Consider the following 19,531-nt stretch of genomic DNA (forward strand, 5'->3'; position numbering starts at 1 on the left):
GGCGCTACGCGGTGACGCGGATGTCGTCGACCGCGGATTCCCACAGCGACGCGGTGCTCGCGTCGGCGGCTTCGACCAGCAGGCGCACGCTACGGCCGGCGAACGACGACAGGTCCGCCGTCGCGTTCTGCCAGACCCCGGCCACCTCGGTCGCGGATCCGGTCTTCTCGAACACCGTCGTCGGTGTGGTGCCGTCGAGAACACGGACCCGCAGATAGTCCGCCGAGGTCGCGTTGTCGCCGTGGGCGAAGGTGTAGGAGAAGGTCAGTTTCCCGCCCGCGGGCACTGTGAACGTAGGCGAAGCCATCGACGACGCCCCGCCGTCGAGGTCGTTGGCGCCGTACTCGGTACCGGCCAGCCGCCCGGTGACCAGGCAGTTCGCGCCGCTGGTGGTGTCTCCGCGCTGTTTGATCTGGTTGCTGTAGGTGGAGGTGGTCTGCTCGGGGTCACCTCGTTCCCATTTGCCCGCGGTGGCGGTGTCCGCCCCGGCCGCGTTGAGCCGCCAGCCCTTGTCTGTCTCGAAGTCGTCGGCGAACGCCTCACCGCCCGCCGGACCGACGCTCACCGTGACCTTCGCCGTCTGGGTCGTGGAGCCCGAGGAACCGGTGACCGTGGCGGTCGCGGAGCCGGACGCCGTGTCCGAAGCGGTCAAGGTCAGCGTCGCGGTCGCGGTGCCGTTGGCGGGCGGGGTGACCGACGCGGGGGAGATCGTCCCGGTCACCCCCGAGGGCAGGCCGGAGACCGAAAGCGCGGTCGCCGCGGTGAAGCCGCCGGTGCTGCCGACGTTCACCGTCGCCGATGCCGTCCCGCCCGGTTTCACCGACACCGATGACGGGCTGGTGCCGACGGAGAAGGCGGGGGAGGAGACGGCCTTCTTGCATTTGCCGGTCGCCGTGTCGGTGAAGGTGCGGCCCGACACGGGCACGAAGTCGCTGCGGTAGTCGGTGGCGCTCAGCGTCAGCTTCCCGACGCCGAAGGTGTTGGTGTTGCCTGCCTCCTGCACGGCGGCCGAGGACTGGTCGAAGCTGTAGTAACCCCGTCCACCGGTCCCGATCAGCAGTTCGCGGACACCGTTCACGTCGTCGCGGGTGCCGTCCGGCCGCGACGGCGCGTAGCGCTGGTAGTTGTGGTCGTGGCCGACGACGACGAGATCGGCCTTCGCGTCGTAGAGCGCCTGGAAGAACGGCTTGACCGACGTGTCGTCGCCGTGCGAGCCGCGGCTGAACCGCGGGTGGTGGAAGAACGCGGCCGTGCACGGTTTGGTGCTCGCCGCCAGGTCGTTCTTCAGCCAGGTCTCCTGCGCCGAACCGGTGCTCCGGGTGATGTTGGAGTTGAGCGCCACGAAATGCCAGTCACCGACGTCGAAGCTGTAGTAGCCCTTGCCACGTTCACCGGCCCGCGCACCGAAGTAATCGAAGTAGCCGGAGGCGCCGGACGTGTTGTATTCGTGGTTGCCCGGCGTCGGATAGGTGATCGCTTTGAACTGGCCGTAGTAAGGGTCGTAGTTGTTCTTGTATTCCGAGAGCGTGCCCGAACTGTAGGCGTTGTCCCCGGCCAGTATCAGCGCCTGCGGGTTCATGTTCTTGATCAGCGGCGCGGTCTGGTTGCACGAAGACCCGCAGACGTCGCCGACGGCGGCCACCGTGGTCGTCGCCGCGGCGAGCGGCCGGTCACCCGCCTGGTAGGCGTCGATGGCGAAGCGGCTGGCGGGATCGGACAGCGCCGCCGACACCCGCACACAGTCGCCTTCGAACGCGCGGGTGTGGAACGCTTTGCCCGGCCAGTGTCGCGAAGTGAGCGTGTACGAGCCCGCACTGCTACCGGTCAGGGTCACGGAGTCGTTGCCGCGTAACGAAAGTTCCGTGAACCGGACGCGTAGCCAGTGCGCGCCGGGCGCGCAGACGGACCGGTCGGCCAGAGTGGACGCGCCGCCGCCGGATACCGACGCGGGGCCGCCGGTGACACCCATTTCGGTCAGTTGCGGAACCTGATCGGCCACTTCGGGTACGGCGGGTGGCGCGGCTCCGCCCGCTTGGGGATGCGCGGCGACCAGGAAGGCCCCGGCCGCCAGCGTGGAGGTCGCGACGGCGAGCGTGCGGCGGCGCCATCGTTTCGTGGTTGAGCGCATGGGAGATCATCCTCTTCGGTCATCGGCGGGAGGACGTGCGAGTCGTCGGGGATTCGGGGATTCTTCCGACGATTTCGACCCTAATCGCGGCGGGGGGACCGTCAACGAAAAGCCGCGGCGAGGCTGGATAACTCTGAACGACGCCGGTTCACCCGACGAAAGTCGGGCGTTTCGGACGGTACGCTGCGCTTTCATGACGAGTCTCGCTCCGGCGGAATTCGGTGCCGCACTGCGCGCCGCGATCGAACGCAGCGGGCTGAGTCTCAGCGAGATCAGCCGCCGCTTGCGTGCCAGGCAGACACCGGTCAGCATCAGCGCGCTGAGCTATTGGCAGAATGGCGAAAACCGGCCGGAACGAGCGAGTTCCCTCGCCGCGGTGACCGCGCTGGAGGCCATTCTCGGCCAACCGCCGGAAACACTGACCGGGTTGCTCGGCCCGCGCCGGCCCCGCGGCCGCTGGACCGTCCGTACCGGACACGCCCTGACCTACGACCAGGTGTGGCGGCGGCCGGAGGAGGTCGTGCGCGCACTGTCCAAAATGGATGTGACGCCGGACGAGCTCGATACTCCGCACCGGCTCTCGCAATACCTCACCTACCGGGTCGACGCCGACGGCAACCAGGAATCGGTCCGGGTCCGGCGGCTGATCCGTGCCGATCGGGACGGCACCTCGCGGTTCGTCTTCGTCAACCGGTGCACCAGCATCACCCAGCCGCCGTCCGTGCTGTTCACCGACGGTTGCCGCCCGGCGCGGTTCCGCGCGGACGTCCCGTCGTCCACCTGTGTCTTCGAGTTCGCTCTCGACCGCACCTTGGCCGCCGGTGAACTCGCCGTCGTCGAGTTCGGCGTGCGCTATCCGCCGGGCCAAGGCAAGCGGCAGGTGCAGGTCGCGCTCTACCGGCCGGCGCGGGACATCGCGGTGCAGGTCACCTTCGACCCCGGGCGGTTGCCGCGCCGATGCGCCGGTTTCTTCCGGCCGCGCGGCGTACTGCCGCCCGAGGAACGGTCCGAGGCGACGTTCGATCAGGACACCAGTACCTTCCAGTTCATCACCCTCGATCCGGTCCCCGGCCAATACGGGATCCAGTGGAGCTGGACCTGACTATTCGTAAGGACGCTCGGGCGCGGCGACCGGGGTGACACTTTCGACCTTCAGGAACGGGATGCGTTCCCCGTTGACCTCGTCCACCACGGATCCCGGCCGGAACGTGCCGGTGACCTCGATCCAGGTGTCGGGTTCGCTCGGGACGCGGCCGTCCAGCACGACCTTGACCGGCCGCCCGTCGGCGGCACAGCAGGTCAGGATCATCCGGACGAGCAGTGACGCGCCGTCCGCGCCGGTGGCGGTGAAGCCGGTGAGCACGACCCGTCTCGCGCCGAGGGAACGGCCCTCGTCGAACACCGCGCGCGAGGCGTAGTCCAGGACGGTCACCTTCACCGGGTCGCCGTCGGGCAGTGGCGGGTACTCCTCGGAGCGCGTCAGCGCCATGCCCGCGTTGCCCGCCGCGTAACTGCCGAGCGGCTGCGGGGAGACCAGCAACAGGGCGAGGACCGGAAGCGGGAGCAGCCATCCCACTTTCGGGTGATGATGACGGTTCGCGGCCGCGAGCACCAGGACCAGGAGACCTGACGCGAGCAGGAACGGCCAGAGCCCTTCCTTGACATAGCGCAGGTACTGGCCGGTCAGGCAGACCTTGAGCACCGCCGCGCCCAGCAGGAGCAGCACGACCGTCGCTGCGGTCCGGTTCACCAGAGCACCGTCCCGGTCACGGCCGCGCAGGCGAGGGCGACCACGAACGTGGCGGGTGCGAACCGCGCGGCGAACCGCCTGCCGAAGGTGCCGGCCTGCATGGCGAACAGTTTCAGGTCGACCATCGGCCCGACCACCAGGAACGCCAGGCGGGCGGTGAGGGAGAACTGGGTCAGCGAGGCCGCGACGAAGGCGTCCGCTTCGCTGCAGATCGACAACAGGACCGCCAGCAGCGACAACGCGAGGACACCGAGTATCGGGTCGTCCGCGACGGCCTGGAGCCAGCGGCCCGGGATCAGGACGTTGAGCGTCGCGGCCGCCATGGCCCCGACGACGAGGAAGCCGCCCGCGTGCACCAGATCGTGGCCCGCCGCGCCGGCGAACGCCCGCCAGCGCGTGTCACCGTGGGCGTGTTCGGGCAGCTTGATCCACTCCATCCGGCCGAGACCGAGCCACAACCAGCCCATCACGACCGAGGCGGCGAGCCCGGCCGCCGCCCTGGCGAAGACCATCGACGGCCGGTCCGGGAACGCGATCGCCGTCGCGGCCAGCACGACCGGGTTGAGGGCGGGGGCCGCGAGCAGGAACGCGAGCGCCGCGGCCGGGGTGACCCCTTTGCGCACCAAAGCCCCGGCGACGGGGACCGAACCGCATTCACACCCCGGCAGCACCATTCCGGTCGCCGCCGCGGCCGGAACCGCGAGGGCCGGATGTTTCGGAAGGGCTTTCGCGAAGAATTCCCGTGGCACGAAGACCGCGATCGCGGCGGAAAGGGTCACGCCGAAGACGAGGAACGGAACGGCCTGGAGCACGATCGAAACGAAGACCGTCGTCCAGGTCTGCACGATCGGCGTCCCGAGGACGTCACCGAGCAGCACTCGCGCGAGCAGAACGAGCACGAGAAGGCCCGCGAGCACTTCCACCGAACCGGTGCGCCTGCCCACTCCGGTGTCCGTCATGTGGCGAACCTCCCATCGTCGGTCAGAACTTTAGGGATTCAGCGGTCCACCTGGAATTTCGTTGTCTGGATAACGCTGGACGGCCACGAATGGGCCGGGTTACCCACCTCGCCCGGTCGGGGGTATTTCCGGATTCGATTGTGTTCCCCCGGCCGGTGGGCACAAGAATCGCCGCATGCGTGCAAGGCGATTCGCGTCTCTTTCCGCCGGTGCCGCCGCCGCGGTGTGCGTGGCGGCTCTCGTGGTCACCGACGGCGCGGCCGCCGCCCCTTTGCCGGGCGGGCTGGGACCGTGTGTCGGACCCGCGTGCCCGGATAAGTACCCACCGGTGAACAACCAGGACTACGCCGGCCGGGACAATGGCATCAACGTCTACGTCGGCGGCGAATTCCAGGTACGGGAAGCGGCGGCGGAAGCCGAAGGACGGGTCGTCGTCCTCGGCGATTTCGACATGGCGAAACGAGCGGGCGCGTCCTCCGTCTACAACGTCGGCATCGCCGGTGTCGGATCACGCGTTCCGCCGCCGGACGGCGCCGACTTCCTGACCACCGGCGGAAACGTCAGCGTCGCGGCGGACCAGCGGCTGATCGCCGAGGGCGGGGTCGTCCGGCACGCGGGAACCGTCACCGGGACGGTGACCGGCACACTCGAAAAGGACCCCGACGCGGCGAAGCCCTATGTGAGCCTGCGCGAGGATCTCCGAGTGGCGAGCAAGTGCTACGCGCGGGAAGGCACCACACCGCGGCCGGCCACGGGTACGGCGGTCAACCAGGGCTACCGGACCTTGTTCACCGGGGACGGTAAATCGGCGCTGCAAGTGTTCACCGTGGACTTCGACCTGACCGGCGCCACCGGCGGCATGCAGGGAATCGAGTTCGAGGGCATCCCGGCGGGGGCGACGGTCCTGGTCAACATGGTGGGAGCCGCCCGGACGATCAACACCTACACCGGCGACCTGGACGATCGGGACCCGTTGAACAAACTGCGCGAGCGGCTGCTGTGGAACTTCCCGGACGCGACCCAGGTGAAGATCGCCGGTGGAGCCCAGTTCCAGGGAAGTGTGCTGATCGGCGAGCCCGGGAGCACCGCGACCGTCACCGCGTCCGGGATGAACGGCCGGTTCTTCACCACGGGCTCGCTGGTGCACAGCTCCGAAGCGACCGGTGGTGGCGGGCAAGAGTTCCACGCCTACCCGTTCGACGGTGACCTGCCGGAATGTGTGAGTACGCCGACCACCACGCCGAGCAGTTCCACTTCGTCGAGTTCGACCACGACGAGCAGCAGCTCCACGTCGACGAGCCCGACTTCGACCTCGTCGACGTCGACCTCACCGACTTCGACCACGTCGACCTCGACGTCCAGCTCACCGACGTCCACCACGTCGACCTCGACGTCCAGCTCGTCGACGTCGGCCACGTCCACTTCCACGACACCGACGTCGACCACTTCGTCGAGTCAGACGAGCAGCACGTCGACCAGCCCGACGTCGAGCAGCACCTCGTCCAGTGCGACCTCAACGAGCCCGACGTCATCGAGCGCCACTTCGAGCAGCGCGTCGTCCAGCAGCACTTCACCGACCACCTCCAGCAGCTCTTCGAGCACGACCCCAGGCCCTGGGGTGACCACCTACACGACACCGGGGCAGCCGGGAGCGACCACGCCGGGCGGTGGACCGTCCGACGGCGGCCCGCTGGCCTCGACCGGTAGTGAGGTCCGAGGTCTGCTGGTGTCCGGCCTGTTCCTGCTGCTGGTGGGTGGTGCGCTGGTGGCGCTCACGATCCGGTCGAGGCGGCGCGAGTCCTGAGGGCGGTGCCGATGACGTCGCGGCGGTCCACCAGTAGGGCCTCCGCGGCGGTCCGGCCGGTCGCGGCCAGGTAGGCGTCGACGAGCCGGTTGCCGACCGCGTACCCGGCGCCGGTCGGCAGGCCGACGGGAGTGCCGCCGTAGCGGGCAGCCGTCTCGTCTCCGTGTACCCAAGCCGCGAAGTTCTGCATACCGGTGATCTCCAAGCCGGAGACGACCTTCTCGAACACCGCGTCGTCGCGCAGATGCGGCACACCGATGCGGGCGTAGCCGAGCTCGTCGCCGTACAACTGGCGGGCGAACGCGTCGGCCAGGCCCTCGGACACGATCTGCTCGCCGACCGTGACGGTCGCCGGATCCCAGATCACCCCGCCGGGGCTGTAGCGCAGGTTGTGGTTCAGCTCGTGGACAGCGGTGGCCTCCAGCCTCGCCAAGTTCTCCGGATACGGCCAGAAGTTGAGATAGATGTAGCCGGACACGCTGCCGTTGGCCGTCATCCCCAGGTTCGGTCCCATGAAGTGCCGGTCGCCGGGATCGCCCAGGACGGTGAGCACGGTGATGTCCGGGATCGTCAGCCCGGGCGTCGCGGCGAGCTGCGCGGTGACGGCATCGTCCAGTGCCCGCTGGATGCGGTTCCAGGCATCCGCTTCGTGCAGGGCTTCGAGCGCCGCCAGACATCGATCCTCGTCGCGGTCGAGCGGGAATCCGGAACTCATCGCGTGCATCGCGACGAGGTCCACCTCGCCGGGGAAGTAGCGGTACATCCCGGCGGCGGGCTCGACCATCGCCTTGAGCAGCGCCGCGCGGTCCGCCCGTGGCGCGCGCAGGATCTCGCGCATGGCGGGGTAGGTGTCGAGAACGGTGATCGTCATGGGAACGACGGTAAAGGCTCCAGTGGGTGGAGACTCAAGTCTCGGTGATGGTGAGGACACGCGAGCCGACCCTGAGCCCGGCCCAGGGGAAAGCCCGGATGTCCCCACGGCCGCCCGCTTCTAAGGTCGTGATCATGATCCGACGGATACTCCTGACGGTACTCGCCGGTGCGGCGGTCCTGCTCGTGCCCTGGACCGTCTACCTCGCGCACACCCTGCCCGACCGGTACGACACCGGCCAGTGGCGCGCGGCCTGGGTCGGATTCGACATCGCCCTTCTGCTGTGTTTCGCGGCGGGGGCGTGGCTGGGGATGCGCCGCCGTCGGGCGGCCGTGCCGCTGCTGTCGGCGACGGCCGCGATGTTGTGCTGCGACGCGTGGTTCGACGTGATGCTCGGCTGGACGTCGCCCGAGCGATGGACCAGTGTCGCGCTGGCGGTCTTCGTCGAGATCCCGGTCGCCGTGGTACTGGCCTTCGCCGCGCGGCGGTTGTTGAGTCAGGCGATGCCCCGGCGAACGGTGAACCTGCACGACATCGCGATGCGCGAGGACCCGCGGTATCACCTGGTGACGCGCGAGCTTCCCGCCGCCGAGGAGGACGTCGCGCGCCGGACCGGGCTGGCGCCCGCCGAAGTCGCCGAATGCCTGAAAACCCTGCAGGACAACGGTTTCGTGCGCCGTGACCGAAAAGGGAACTGGATCTCGATCCCGCAGGACCTGCGCGAGCCGAAGCCGGAGGACTACGACGGCGCGGACCGGGAACGGGTCACGGCGTTCCTCGAAGCCAAGTACGCGAACGAGGTCGCCTTGCTGTCCTGGGCCGCGAAGCATCGCGACGAGTTCGGTCCGTGGGCGACCGCGCAGCGGACCTCGACGAGGCTGACCGAAGAGGAATTCCGGGAACTGGACGCGGAATACCGCGAGCTGATCGCGCGGTACTGCCATCGCCGACGGCGTCCGGCGGAGGGTGAGAAGGAGCTTTCCGTGCGCTTCTACGCCTTCCCGCCGCCGGAGGTGGTTTCGGCGTAAGAGCCTGTTGGCGGATTCAAGACCTGGCGTGATGCTGTTGGTGTGCCTGGGCCGAGTGTGGCGATCGTCGTGTCCGTGAAGGCCTCCTTCGCTACCTTCAGGGTAGGGAAGGAGGCCTTCACGGACCTGGTCCGCGATCAAGCCGCACCTAAATCCAGTAGGTACCTAAGAAGCCGTTGGCTCTGACGCTCGTTATCACTCACGACCCCCCTCGCGAAACGCCCGAATCGGGCGCAATCACCCCAAAAGTGTCCCCGATAGACAGTCGAGAAGGAGCCAGTCTCATCCCGCCCGAATAAACCAAACAGCATCTGGCGTGTCGCGAAAGCCACTTTCGGGACGTCAGGTGTCGCGAAAGTGGCTTTCGCGACACGCCACAACCGTTGAGGAGACCGTCCGCCAACAGGCTCTAGGGGCGCCGCCAGGCCAGGAAGGTCTCCAAAGTGGTCAACCGGTGCTCGCGCACGGCCAGTTCGATCTCGCCGGCCGGCGCGTTCCGGTCGAACAGGTCGAGGATCTTCTGGTGTTCCTGCACGGATTCGTGCGCGCGGCCGGGGACGAAGCTGAACGTCGAGGTGCGCAGCCCGGCCAGCCGGTTCCAGCCGCGGTTGACCAGATCGAGGACCTGCGGATTGGGGCAGGTGCCGAACAGGACGCGGTGGAAGTCGCGGTTCAGCGCGGTGAACCGCGACGGCTCGAAGTTGTCGAGGCAGGCGGTCAGTTCCGCGTTGAGTCCCTTCGCCCGGTCGAGTGCCTCGCCGGGCAAGGACGGCGCCGCCAGCGCGGCGGCGTAACCCTCGACCAGCGCGAGCGTCTGCATGGTGTGCTGGTAATCGCTCTCGTCGGCCATCGCGACCTGCGCGCCGATGTTGTGCTCGTAGGTCACCAGCCCCTCCGCCTCCAGCCGCCGCACCGCCTCGCGCACGGGCACGGTGCTGACCCCGAGTTCCTGCGCGATCTGCCCGAACACGAGGCGGTAGCCGGGGGAGAAGGTGCCGTCGTCGATTCTCGCCTTGATCCAGTGGTAGGCGATCTGCGACTTGCTCTTCGCGGTCGAGTTCACCGCGTCGCCCGCGGTCACGAGTAGTGCAGCCAGACTGATTTGATCTCGGTGTACGCGTCGATCGCCCACGGCCCCATCTCGCGGCCCCAGCCCGATGCCTTGTACCCGCCCCACGGCGCGGCCATGTCGGGGATCGGCGGCATGTTGACGAACACCGCGCCCGCGCGGATGCCGTTGGCGAACCGCTGCGCGACGCCGAGATCGCGGGTCCACACGGTGGCGGCGAGCCCGTATTCGGTGTCGTTCGCCCGCGCCAGCAACTCGTCCGGATCGTCGTAGGCGGTGACGGCGAGCACCGGCCCGAAGATCTCCTCGCGCATGATCGTCATGTCGTCGGCCACACCGGCGAACAGCGTCGGGGTGTAGAAGTAGCCGTCCCGGTCGACGGGCTTGCCTCCGGTGACCAGCTCCGCGCCCTGCTCGCTCCCGGTGGAGACGAGGAAGTCCACGTGCTCGCGGTGCTTGGCGGATACGAGGGGTCCGAGCTGGGTTGCCTCGTCCAGCCCCGGGCCGAGTTTGAGGCCTTCGAGCCCGGCGGCCAGTTTCGCGACGAACTCCTGTTCGCGCTTGCGGTCCACGAAGAAGCGGGTGTACGCCGCACAGACCTGTCCGCTGTTCAGCGTCGCACCGGCGAGGTTGCCGGCGACGGCGGCGTCGATGTCGGCGTCGCCGGAGATGATGCTCGGCGCCTTGCCGCCGAGTTCGAGGGTGAGCCGCTTGAGGTTCGACTCCGCGCTGGCCGCCGTGATCAGCTTCCCGACCGCGGTCGACCCGGTGTAGGACAGGTGGTCGACGTCGTCGTGCCTGCTCAGGAGCGCGCCCACCGCGCCATCGCCGGTGACCAGGTTGACCACGCCCGGCGGGAACCCGGCCTCGTGCACGAGTTCGACCAGCCGGATGCTGGTCAGCGGGGTGACCTCGCTGGGCTTGATCACCACGGTGTTGCCGGTGGCCAGTGCGGGCGCGAGCTTCCACACGAGGATCATCAGCGGGAAGTTCCACGGCGTGATCAGCGCGTTCACGCCGACCGGCTCGCGGCGGGTGTAGTGCAGCGTGTCCGGGAAGGACACCGGGTTGGTGGTGCCCTGGATCTTGGTGACCCAGCCCGCGAAGTACCGCAGGTGCTCGGCCGCGCCGGTGACGCTGACCTGGCGGGAGATCCCGATCGGCTGGCCCTGGTCGCGGGTTTCGAGGGCGGCCAGCTCTTCGTGGTGCTCGTCGACCAGCGACGCCAGCTTGAACAGCAGTGCGGCCCGCTGGACCGGCAGCAGTCCCGCCCAGGCGGGGTCGTTCAGTGCCTTCCGGGCGGCACCGACGGCGGCGTCGACGTCGGCGGCCGACGCGGTGCCGACCTCCTCGATCACCTGGCCGGTGGCCGGATCGTACGTCGGCAGTGACCCGCCTCCCGCGGCGGTCCACTGTCCGTCGATGAACAGGCGTGTGGCCATGGCTAGCTCCTCCTCGACCGGTGTGTGATCGAGTATCGGGCGCTGTGCGCCCTCCGGTCTTGCCCGCCAGGGCACGCCGATTGTCGGCCAGCGAAGCGAATCCGCCGGACGTCGTCGTGCCTTGCGAGGGTGGGAGACATGGACGTCATCGTGGTGGGAGCGGGTTCGGCCGGTTCGGTGGTCGCCAGGAGACTGGCCGACTCCGGAGCGTGGGTCACGCTGCTCGAAGCGGGCGGGCCGGACACCAATCCGGCGATTCACGACCCTTCGCGGGCAGGAGAGCTGTGGCACGGCCCGGAGGATTGGGACTACTACACCGTGCCGCAGCCGCACGCGGCGAACCGGCGGCTGCATCTGCCACGCGGCAAGGTACTCGGTGGGTCCCATTCGCTCAACGCGATGATCTGGGTGCGTGGCGCCCCGGCCGATTACGACGGCTGGGACCTGCCCGGCTGGCGCTGGGAAGACGTGCGCCCGGTGTTCGAACGGATCGAGAAGGATCTGCTCGACGTGGTGCCGAACGAGCCGCTGCATCCGATCCAGCAGTCCATTGTGGACGCCGCGATGCAGATCGGGCTTCCGTTCAACCCGGACTACAACGGCGACGAGCTCGACGGCGTGTCCGTGCAGCGGGTCACCACCCGCGACGGCGAACGCCTCAACACCTGGCTCGCCTACGGTCGGCCCGCCGCCGAGCGGATGACCGTCCACACGGGAGCGCTCGTCCACCGGTTGGTCTTCGAGGGCGACAGGGTGACCGGCGTGCTGGCCGAGGTCGACGGCGAACTGCGCAAGGTCTTCGCCGACGAGGTCGTGCTCGCCGCCGGCGCGCTGGCGTCACCGGCGATCCTGCTGCGCAGCGGGGTCGGCCCGGTCGACGAACTGGAGGTGCACGGTATCGACGTCGTCGCCGAGCTGCCGGGTGTCGGGAAGAACCTGCACGACCACTTGCTTTCGCCGGTCATCTTCGCCACCGACCGACGCCAGGTCGATCCGCCCGCGCCGGGGCGGTCGGTGACGCAGACCCATCTCTTCTGGCGCAGCCGTCCCGGCCTGGCGGTACCCGACACCCAGCCGATCCACTTCAGCGTGCCCATGTACGAGTCGTGGATGACGGGTCCGGAAACCGGGTTCTCGCTGATGGCGGGCATGGTCACGCCGCGCAGCCGGGGCAGTCTCCGGCTTTCCGGGCCGAGCCCGCTCGACGAGCCGCTGATCGATCTCGCGGCGCTGGAGGATCCGGCCGACTTCGAGAGCCTGGTCGCGTCGGTGGAACAGTGCCGGGAGATCGGCCGCGCGCCCGCGCTGGCCGGGGAGTGGGGCGCCCGCGAGCTGTATCCAGGGCCGGCGGCCGACGTCCGCGAGTACGTCCGCCGGACCGCGATCACCTACCACCACCAGGTCGGGACCTGCCGGATGGGCACCGACGCGGAATCCGTGGTCGACCCGGAACTCGCCGTGCACGGGCTGAGCGGGCTCCGGATCGCCGACGCGTCGGTGCTGCCGCGGGTGACCACGGGCAACACCAACGCGCCGGCGGTGCTGGTCGGCGAGCAGGCCGCCCGGTTCATGCTCGGCCGATAGTGCGGCGCAGCCAGGATGCCCGGGCGGCGAGCGCGGCCCGGGTCACCTCGCTGTCCGGGGCGATCCGGTCGAAACCGTGGTACGCGCCCGCCCAGACGTGCAGTTCGGTGGACACACCGGCCTGCCAGAGGCGCCGCGCGTAATCGACATCCTCGTCACGGAAGATCTCGGCCGCGCCGACCTCGATGAAGGCGGGCGGGAGCCCGGTGAGATCGGCGGCGGTCGCGGGGACCGCATACGGCGACGTCTGTCCCTTGAGGAGCGATCGCCAGCCGAACTCGTTGGCCTCCCGTCCCCACACCCCGCGTTCCGCGAATTCCACCGTGGACGCCGAGTCGTTGCGGCTGTCGATCATCGGGCACAGCAGGAACTGGCCTGCCAGCGCAGGTCCGCCGCGATCCCTGGCCAGCAGGGCGATCCCCGCGCTGAGTCCGCCTCCCGCACTGCCGCCGCCGACGATCAGCCGGCCGGGATCGAAGCCGAGTTCGGCCGCGTGCTCGACCATCCAGGTCAGGCCCGCGTAGCAGTCCTCGATCGGCGCCGGATGCGGATGTTCGGGCGCGAGCCGGTAGTCCACGGTCACCGCGACGAAGCCGAATTCCTCGACCAGCGCGACCATCCGGGGCAGGTCGGCGAACCGGTCGTCCAGCACCATGCCGCCGCCGTGGATGTTGTAGAACCCCGGTGCGTTTCGGGCGCCTCGCGGTTTGACGACGGTGACGACCACGTCGGTGCCGGGTACCTGGTGGTCTTCCCAGACGAGATCCCGGTCGCCGATCGCCTCGGCGCAGGTCAGGTTCCCCTCGGCCATCGCCAGGCGGATACCCGCCAGGGAGTCGGCGCTCAACGGCGGTCCGGACGGCAGACCTTCGAGGGCTCCGGCGAGCTCGGGATCGAAGGCCGTCACGGTCCCTCCGGATCGACGACGCCGCGGTCGGCCCAGTACGGCTCGACCAGTTCGCGGAGCCGCTCCGCACCCACGCGCTCGACGAGGTCGACGGCGCCGAGGTTGTCCTTGAGCTGCTCGGTGCTCGTCGCGCCGAAGAGGGTGGTCGTGTTGGCCGGGTGGGTGAGGGTGAAGGCGAGACACAGCTGCGCCGGTGTCGCGTCCAGCTCGGCCGCGATCTTCGCCAGCGCCGGGGCGGAAGCGGCGATGCGCTCGCGGATGTCACCGGGGTCGCGGCCCACCTGGCGCGCGCCGCTGTTCTTGCCCAGCAAGATCCCGCCCTCGAAGATGTCCGAAGACTGGAGTGTGACCCCGAGTTCGCCGAAAATCTTCCCGAACGGCTCACCGTCCGGAATGGACCGTCGCGCGACACTGTACTTCAGCTGAGCGATGGCCGGTCCGGGTACGTTCTCGGCCGCGGCGAAATCGTGCAGAGCCCGGATCGTGGTGGCGGACCAGTTGTTCACGCCCCAATGCCGGATGAGCCCGGCTTCGCGAAGCTCGTTCAGATCCAGCACGAGCCGGTGCAGGTCGGTGTCGTCGCGCCGGAGATCGCCCAGTACCACGAGATCCGCGTGCTCGACTCCCGCGCGGAACAGCGCGTTGTCCAGCTGGTCGCGGAGGTTGTGCTCGGGATATCCCTCCAGCCAGAGCTTGGCCGAAAGCAGGTAGTCGTCCCGGCGCAGGCCTGCGGCTCGGACCATCGCGGAGAACAGCACGTCGGTGAAGACCGGTGTGGCGCCGGGGAATCCGTAGACGCCGACGTCGAAGAGGGTGATGCCGGAATCGACCGCCGTGCGGACGAGGCTCACCGCCTCGCGGAAGTCCATCCGGTCGTAGGTGTGCCAGGAGCCGAGCGAGAGCACGCCGGTGAGCGGGCCGTCGCGGCCGATGCGACGCTGGGGGATGGTCATTCGGGTCTCCTAGGGGAGGCGGGGATCGATGACGGCTTTGAGTTCGCCGAGCCGCGACATCGACTCGACGCGTTGGGAAGCTTGGGAAAGACCGACCGGTTCGCTGAACAGTTCGTCCCACGGCAGCCGATCGGGGAAGCTGCGGAAGAAGTCCACCGAGCGGTGGTAGTCGGCGATGTCGCCGTTGAGCGACCCGACGACCGTGAGTTCCTTGCCCATCACCGTGCCCAGCGCCACGGGGGAGGGCGCGGGGCCGGTGGAGCCGACGATCGCGATCGTTCCGCGCTGGGCCGCGAAGGCGATGGCCTCTTCGCCGATGGTCGGCCCGCCGGCGAAGTCGAAGACGTGATCGGCGCCCCGGCCGCCGGTGAGTTCCTTGACCCGGTCGATGCGGTCTTCGACGGTGCCGTCGACCGGGATCGTCGCCGTCGCCCCGAACCGCTCGGCGGTTTTCAGCCGGTCGCCGGGCCCGCCGATGGTGATCACGTCGCCCGCGCCGGAGATCCGCGCGACCGCGGTGGCGAACACGCCCAGCGCGCCCGCGCCCTGCACCACGACCGTCGCGCCGGGACGGATCCCGCCCGCACGGGAGACGGCGCGCAGCACGGTTTTGCCCGCACAGCCCGACATCGAGGCCCAAGTGTCCTTGACGTCGCCGGGAAGCAGGAGTTTGGCCGCGCCGGGAGTCACGTAGCAGTACCGCACGAGTCCGCCGGTGGCGTACGGGAAGACGTCAGAGCGCTGCAGGAATCCATATCCCCGCTTCTCGCAGGCGACCGGTTCGCGCAGGATCGTGCACCCGTAACACTTTCCGCAGGTCGACTCGGACCAGCCGATGCGGTCGCCCTCGGCGATCTCGCGACCGAGAGTGTCGGTGGTGCCCGGTCCGACGGCCACCACCTCGCCGACCATTTCGTGGCCCAGCACCATCGGGAGCATGCCGGGGAAGGTCATCTGGCCGGACCAGAGGTGCACGTCGGTGCCGCACAACGTGGTGCAGGTGATCCGGACCAGCGCGGCACCAGGTTCCGGCTCCTCGGGTAGCGGTAGTTCCCGCAAGGCGAGCGCGGAGCCGTGTTCGGTGAGCACCGCCGCTTCGGTTCTGTTGACCATCTTTTTAGTCTACAGTCGTAGGAGAAAAAGTCCAGATACTGGAGGAAACCATGCCGTCGCAACGTATTCGCCCCGCTTCGCTCGTGGTTCGCGGCGGCCCTGTGCTCACCTTCGACCCGGCGGGCACGGTCGTACAGGCGATGGCCGTACGAGGAGACCGGATCGTCGCCCTCGGCGACGTCGCGCTGGACCACATCGGCCCGGAGACCGAGGTGATCGACCTCGCGGGGAGAACCGTCCTGCCCGGTATCAACGATTCGCACCTGCACGCGACCTGGCTCGGCGCACGGTGGCCGGACACGCTCATCGGTGGCGCCGGATTCACCGGGGGAGAGGAGAAAACGGTGCGGACCACGGCCGAACGACGGGCCGCCATCCTGCGCGCGGGTGAGCTGTGCGCGTCGCTGGGCATCACGAGCTACACGGAACCCGGTCTGGGGCCCGGCGAGACGGGCTGTTTCGGCGCCGAAGTGCTGGAGGAATACGCGGCGCTGGCCGCCGAAGGCCTGTTGCGCGCGAGGGTGACCGCACTGCGGTTGTTCGGTCTGCTCGACGGCGCCAGCTCGCTGGCGGACTTCCGGCGCGGGCTGGCGACCCCGCCGCCGGCCGCGAATCCGTTGTGGCTCACCGTGCCCGGGGTCAAGATCTTCGCCGACGGTATCCCGCCGATGCGCTCCGCGTGGACGCATCATTGCTATGCTGACGGTTCGCACGGCGCGCTGCTCGTCGACGGTGACGACGATCCGGGTCGTGCGGGCAACCTGGCCGCGATGATCCGGCTCGCCCATGGGGTCGGGATGACGGTCGCCGTGCACGCCACGGGGGATCGCAGCATCGAAGCCGCGCTCGGGTCGCTTCGCCGCGGGGATCACCTGGTGCACGGCGATCTGGTGACGCCGGATCAGCTGGCGCGGATGGCCTCGGCGGGGGTCGGGCTGACCACGCAGCCCGCCATCGCGGTGGCGATGCGGGGAATGCTGACGGACGCGCTCGGCGCCGAAGTCGGCGCGCGGGCCTGGCCGCTGGCGGAAATGCTGTCGTCGGGCGTCCCGCTGACCCTGAGCAGCGACGCGCCGGTGGTGACGCCCGATTGGCGGGTGCACATCGCCGCGGCCGCCCGGATGCTGGCCGTGTCCGAAGTGGACGCCGGGTTGATGGCCCGGTTGCTGCGCTGCTACACGGTCGCGGCCGCCGAGCAGGACGGCGCGGCGGACTGGAAAGGATCGCTGACCGTGGGCCGTGTCGCGGACTTCTGCGTGCTGGCGGCGAATCCGCTCGATATCGCGTTCGCGGACCTGCCGGACGTCGGTGTCGAACTCACCGTGTCCGGCGGCCGCGTCGTGTACTCAGGTGAGCAGTTGCCCGCCGTCGACCTGGAGGCTCACCCCGGTGAGATGGCCGGCGTCGGCGGAGGCGAGGAACAGGACTGACGGCACCACGTCGGCGACGGAAGCGATGGTTCCCAAGGGAATCCTCGCTTCCCACGCCGCGCGGGCGGCGGTGTCGGCGGCGAATCCGGCGGTCATCGGCGTGAGCACCGGGCCGGGTGCGACGGCGTTGACCCGGATGCCGTGTGGCGCCAGTTCGAGCGCGGCCGAGCGGGTGAGCGCCTCGACGGCGGCCTTGGTGGCCTCGTAGTGACCGAGCCCGGGGGTCGGCTGCCGGGCGCCGATGGAGGTGATGTTGACGATGGCGCCACGGGTGCCCGCCTCGACCATCTGCGCGCCGACGGCGCGGGTCATCAGGAAGGTGCCGCGGAAGTTCACCCGCATGCACAGGTCGAAGACGCCGATGTCCAGCCCCACCAAGGGGCCGCCACCGCCGGCGAGACCGGCGTTGTTGACCAGGACCTCGACCGGGCCGAAGCGATCGGTGACGAGCGCCAGCGCCGCGTCGACCGATCCGGGGTCGGAGATGTCGAGTTCCACGTGCTCCGCACCGAGTTCGGCGGCGAGGTCGTGGGCCGCCCGGGTGTCGACGTCGGCGATGACCACACGGTCGCCCGCGGACTGGAAGGCTTCGGCGACTCCGCGGCCGATGCCACTGGCACCGCCGGTCACCACTACGAGTCTCTTGTTCATTCTACGATCGTAGACTAAAACTTGTTTCCGTTGCCGGCGAAAGGAAAACTCGTGGACGAGAAGCGGAATGGGCTGGGCTTCGCCACTTCGGCGCTGAGCCTGGGATCCTGGAACACGTGGGACCGCATGGACTTCGGCGACGCGGTACGCCTGATCCGGCATGCCGTCGATTCCGGGGTCACGCTGTTCGATGTGGCCCACTACGACATGGGGCCGCATTCCGAACAGTCGCGCACGGATCTCTTGTTCGGCGAGGCCGTCCGCGCCTCCGGCGTCAAGCGTGACGAGTACCAGCTGTGCGGCAAACTCTGGCTCTGGGACTACCCGAACACCGGTTTCGCCGAGCAGCTCGACACCTCGTTCGACCGCATCGGTGTCGACCGCGCGGAAGCCGTCGTGGTCGGCGACTACTTCGAACGGCCGGACATCCCGCGCATCGTCACCGAGGTGGCCGAACAGATCCGGCTCGGCCGTTTCGACGTCTGGGGCGTGAACAACTGGCACGCCCCGGATCTCGATCTCGCACTGGAATTCGCTGCGCGTGAAGGCCTTCCTGCTCCCCGTTTCGCTCAGCTGAAGTACAGCATCGCGCGTCGCTCGATGGCCGAGGGTTCCTTCTACGGCAGGCATTTCGAGGCCGGCCGCTTGACCTTGCAGGCGTCGGACGTGTTCGAGGGCGGCGTGTTGCTCGGCAAGACCCCGGCACGGAAGATCGGCGCCGATCCGGGCGGTATCCGGGACTCCATCCGGGACGCCGCGTCGCGCGTCGCCGCCGTGGCCGGAGACTTCGGGGTGAGCCCGTCGCAGCTGGCACTCGCGTTCTGTCTCGCGTACGAGCCGGTGGCGAACGTGTTGTTCGGGGTGAGCCGGATGGCCCAGCTGGAGGACAACCTGGGCGCTGTCGCGCTGGCCGCTTCTCGTGGCGCGGAGGTGAGGGCGGCTCTGGAGGACCTGTGGCTGGATCGCTCCGTCGCCGCCGATGGGACCTTCTGACCGCGCCGGGAACGCTAGGAACGGTCCTTTCCTTGCGAAATTTGCAAGGAAAGGACCGTTCATGGCGTCGGTCTTGTCTCGGGAGGCGTTGCGGTCCGCGCCGTGCCCCGGATGTCATGAAAGGGTCGTTCAGGACAAAAGATGTCCTGAACGACCCTTTCATGACACGCGCGGAGAGCCGAAAGACCTCAGCCGAGAAACTCCAGCACGGCCGCCTTGAACTCCGCGCTCCGCAAAGCCCCACCGTGATCCCCGGGCACCCGCACGAGATCGGCGCCCGGCACCAGCCCCACCAACGTCTCGATCCCCTGGCTCACCGGATCGTCCACCCCCGCCACGAACCGGGTGGGCACCAACACCGCGCCGGAAACCGGAGCGAAAGGCTCGGCGCGCAGGTCCTCGATGCACCGCGCGAGCGCGGCGGGATTCCGGCCCGGCGCGGTGATCATCTGCGCGATCATCCCGGTCAGTGGATCCGACGGAGCCTTGCCGCCACCGGCGAAGGCCAGCGCGGCGGCCACGTCGACGGCACCGAACGGTTCGAACGGGCTCACCCCCGCGAGGACGAGCCGCCGCACCGGAGCCTGGGCGGGCAGCTCCCAGGACAGCCGCGCGCCCAGCGAGTACCCGACGACGTCCACTTCGGACAGATCGGCGACGAGACGCGACAGTTCCGCGGTGATCGCGACGGCACCCAGCGAACCCGAGGGCGCCGGGCTGGAGCCGTGCGCGGGAAGGTCCGGTATCAACACCTCCCGGCCCGCGGCCGTGAGCGCGGCGGGCCATCCGGTGGTGATCCAGTCGGTGTGCCCGTCGGAGGCGAATCCGTGCACCAAGAGCACAGGCGGT

At 69.2% G+C, this 19,531-nt stretch carries 17 protein-coding genes; 6 read left to right on the forward strand and 11 right to left on the reverse strand.

From position 1 onward, the window contains the following. Positions 1–4 precede the first annotated feature (4 nt). Positions 5–2,128, reverse strand: a complete 2,124-nt coding sequence (locus ACIBTM_RS19545) for a metallophosphoesterase (RefSeq protein WP_395878474.1) — start codon at positions 2,126–2,128, stop codon at positions 5–7. A 193-nt stretch (positions 2,129–2,321) separates the two neighbouring features. Between ACIBTM_RS19545 and ACIBTM_RS19550 the strand changes: the two genes are divergently transcribed. Further along, on the forward strand, positions 2,322–3,230 hold the full coding sequence (locus ACIBTM_RS19550; RefSeq protein WP_395878475.1) for a multiprotein-bridging factor 1 family protein: 909 nt from the start codon (positions 2,322–2,324) through the stop codon (positions 3,228–3,230). Here the strand turns inward: ACIBTM_RS19550 and ACIBTM_RS19555 are convergent, their stop codons facing one another. Both ACIBTM_RS19555 and ACIBTM_RS19560 read right to left on the reverse strand, forming a co-directional pair. Continuing rightward, positions 3,231–3,878 carry a TIGR03943 family putative permease subunit gene (locus ACIBTM_RS19555; RefSeq protein ID WP_395878476.1) on the reverse strand — a complete coding sequence of 216 codons (648 nt, stop codon included), beginning with the start codon at positions 3,876–3,878 and terminating at the stop codon, positions 3,231–3,233. It abuts the gene before it with no gap. Beyond that, positions 3,875–4,837: a permease gene (locus ACIBTM_RS19560; RefSeq protein WP_395878477.1), complete on the reverse strand. Its 963-nt coding sequence runs from the start codon at positions 4,835–4,837 to the stop codon at positions 3,875–3,877. Before ACIBTM_RS19560 ends, ACIBTM_RS19555 begins: the two co-directional genes overlap by 4 nt. 175 nt (positions 4,838–5,012) lie before the next feature. Between ACIBTM_RS19560 and ACIBTM_RS19565 the strand changes: the two genes are divergently transcribed. Beyond that, on the forward strand, positions 5,013–6,641 hold the full coding sequence (locus ACIBTM_RS19565) for a choice-of-anchor A family protein (RefSeq protein ID WP_395878478.1): 1,629 nt from the start codon (positions 5,013–5,015) through the stop codon (positions 6,639–6,641). Here the strand turns inward: ACIBTM_RS19565 and ACIBTM_RS19570 are convergent. Continuing rightward, on the reverse strand, positions 6,610–7,512 hold the full coding sequence (locus tag ACIBTM_RS19570; protein ID WP_395878479.1) for a DUF2268 domain-containing protein: 903 nt from the start codon (positions 7,510–7,512) through the stop codon (positions 6,610–6,612). The two genes, ACIBTM_RS19565 and ACIBTM_RS19570, sit on opposite strands and share 32 nt — an antisense overlap. 134 nt (positions 7,513–7,646) lie before the next feature. On the opposite strand from ACIBTM_RS19570, the gene ACIBTM_RS19575 reads away from it, so the two are divergent. Further along, the gene (locus ACIBTM_RS19575; RefSeq protein WP_395878480.1) at positions 7,647–8,540 is read left to right on the forward strand and encodes a helix-turn-helix domain-containing protein; all 894 of its coding nucleotides are present in this window, start codon (positions 7,647–7,649) and stop codon (positions 8,538–8,540) included. 409 nt (positions 8,541–8,949) lie between these two features. Here ACIBTM_RS19575 and ACIBTM_RS19580 read toward each other — a convergent pair whose 3' ends face one another. Next, a complete protein-coding gene (locus ACIBTM_RS19580; protein ID WP_395878481.1) occupies positions 8,950–9,621 on the reverse strand; it encodes a GntR family transcriptional regulator in 672 nt (223 codons plus the stop codon). After that, complete coding sequence (locus ACIBTM_RS19585; RefSeq protein WP_395878482.1) at positions 9,618–11,051, reverse strand: aldehyde dehydrogenase family protein; 1,434 nt, start codon at positions 11,049–11,051, stop codon at positions 9,618–9,620. Before ACIBTM_RS19585 ends, ACIBTM_RS19580 begins: the two co-directional genes overlap by 4 nt. Positions 11,052–11,189: 138 nt before the next feature. Between ACIBTM_RS19585 and ACIBTM_RS19590 the strand changes: the two genes are divergently transcribed. Continuing rightward, the gene (locus ACIBTM_RS19590) at positions 11,190–12,635 is read left to right on the forward strand and encodes a GMC family oxidoreductase (RefSeq protein ID WP_395878483.1); all 1,446 of its coding nucleotides are present in this window, start codon (positions 11,190–11,192) and stop codon (positions 12,633–12,635) included. On the opposite strand, the gene ACIBTM_RS19595 is transcribed toward ACIBTM_RS19590, so the two are convergent. Genes ACIBTM_RS19595 through ACIBTM_RS19605 form a run of 3 tightly spaced genes read right to left on the reverse strand, consistent with a single transcriptional unit; the run spans position 12,619 to position 15,608 of the window. After that, the gene (locus ACIBTM_RS19595; RefSeq protein WP_395878484.1) at positions 12,619–13,542 is read right to left on the reverse strand and encodes an alpha/beta hydrolase; all 924 of its coding nucleotides are present in this window, start codon (positions 13,540–13,542) and stop codon (positions 12,619–12,621) included. The genes ACIBTM_RS19590 and ACIBTM_RS19595 overlap by 17 nt on opposite strands. Further along, complete coding sequence (locus ACIBTM_RS19600; protein WP_395878485.1) at positions 13,539–14,495, reverse strand: aldo/keto reductase; 957 nt, start codon at positions 14,493–14,495, stop codon at positions 13,539–13,541. The genes ACIBTM_RS19595 and ACIBTM_RS19600 overlap by 4 nt, the downstream gene beginning before the upstream one ends. A 9-nt stretch (positions 14,496–14,504) precedes the next feature. Further along, a complete protein-coding gene (locus ACIBTM_RS19605) occupies positions 14,505–15,608 on the reverse strand; it encodes a zinc-binding dehydrogenase (RefSeq protein ID WP_395878486.1) in 1,104 nt (367 codons plus the stop codon). Between the two features lie 50 nt (positions 15,609–15,658). On the opposite strand from ACIBTM_RS19605, the gene ACIBTM_RS19610 reads away from it, so the two are divergent. After that, entirely contained in the window at positions 15,659–17,038 is a 1,380-nt protein-coding gene (locus ACIBTM_RS19610) for an amidohydrolase (protein WP_395878487.1), read from the forward strand. Here ACIBTM_RS19610 and ACIBTM_RS19615 read toward each other — a convergent pair. Continuing rightward, positions 16,955–17,671, reverse strand: a complete 717-nt coding sequence (locus ACIBTM_RS19615; protein WP_395878899.1) for an SDR family NAD(P)-dependent oxidoreductase — start codon at positions 17,669–17,671, stop codon at positions 16,955–16,957. The genes ACIBTM_RS19610 and ACIBTM_RS19615 overlap by 84 nt on opposite strands. A gap of 69 nt (positions 17,672–17,740) precedes the next feature. On the opposite strand from ACIBTM_RS19615, the gene ACIBTM_RS19620 reads away from it, so the two are divergent. After that, positions 17,741–18,682 (forward strand): aldo/keto reductase, encoded by a 942-nt coding sequence (locus tag ACIBTM_RS19620; RefSeq protein ID WP_395878488.1) that lies wholly within the window; start codon positions 17,741–17,743, stop codon positions 18,680–18,682. 188 nt (positions 18,683–18,870) lie between these two features. Here the strand turns inward: ACIBTM_RS19620 and ACIBTM_RS19625 are convergent, their stop codons facing one another. After that, positions 18,871–19,524: an alpha/beta fold hydrolase gene (locus ACIBTM_RS19625; protein ID WP_395878900.1), complete on the reverse strand. Its 654-nt coding sequence runs from the start codon at positions 19,522–19,524 to the stop codon at positions 18,871–18,873. Positions 19,525–19,531 lie beyond the last annotated feature (7 nt).

It is taken from the genome of Amycolatopsis sp. NPDC049868, assembly GCF_044461365.1.
Lineage (GTDB): Bacteria > Actinomycetota > Actinomycetes > Mycobacteriales > Pseudonocardiaceae > Amycolatopsis.

Excerpts from the sequence above, each read along its gene's own strand:
- ACIBTM_RS19545 (WP_395878474.1), bottom strand. The coding sequence starts at position 2,128 with ATGCGCTCAACCACGAAACGATGGCGCCGCCGCACGCTCGCCGTCGCG.
- ACIBTM_RS19550 (WP_395878475.1), top strand. The coding sequence starts at position 2,322 with ATGACGAGTCTCGCTCCGGCGGAATTCGGTGCCGCACTGCGCGCCGCG.
- ACIBTM_RS19560 (WP_395878477.1), bottom strand. The coding sequence starts at position 4,837 with ATGACGGACACCGGAGTGGGCAGGCGCACCGGTTCGGTGGAAGTGCTC.
- ACIBTM_RS19565 (WP_395878478.1), top strand. The coding sequence starts at position 5,013 with ATGCGTGCAAGGCGATTCGCGTCTCTTTCCGCCGGTGCCGCCGCCGCG.
- ACIBTM_RS19570 (WP_395878479.1), bottom strand. The coding sequence starts at position 7,512 with ATGACGATCACCGTTCTCGACACCTACCCCGCCATGCGCGAGATCCTG.
- ACIBTM_RS19575 (WP_395878480.1), top strand. The coding sequence starts at position 7,647 with ATGATCCGACGGATACTCCTGACGGTACTCGCCGGTGCGGCGGTCCTG.
- ACIBTM_RS19585 (WP_395878482.1), bottom strand. The coding sequence starts at position 11,051 with ATGGCCACACGCCTGTTCATCGACGGACAGTGGACCGCCGCGGGAGGC.
- ACIBTM_RS19590 (WP_395878483.1), top strand. The coding sequence starts at position 11,190 with ATGGACGTCATCGTGGTGGGAGCGGGTTCGGCCGGTTCGGTGGTCGCC.
- ACIBTM_RS19600 (WP_395878485.1), bottom strand. The coding sequence starts at position 14,495 with ATGACCATCCCCCAGCGTCGCATCGGCCGCGACGGCCCGCTCACCGGC.
- ACIBTM_RS19605 (WP_395878486.1), bottom strand. The coding sequence starts at position 15,608 with ATGGTCAACAGAACCGAAGCGGCGGTGCTCACCGAACACGGCTCCGCG.
- ACIBTM_RS19610 (WP_395878487.1), top strand. The coding sequence starts at position 15,659 with ATGCCGTCGCAACGTATTCGCCCCGCTTCGCTCGTGGTTCGCGGCGGC.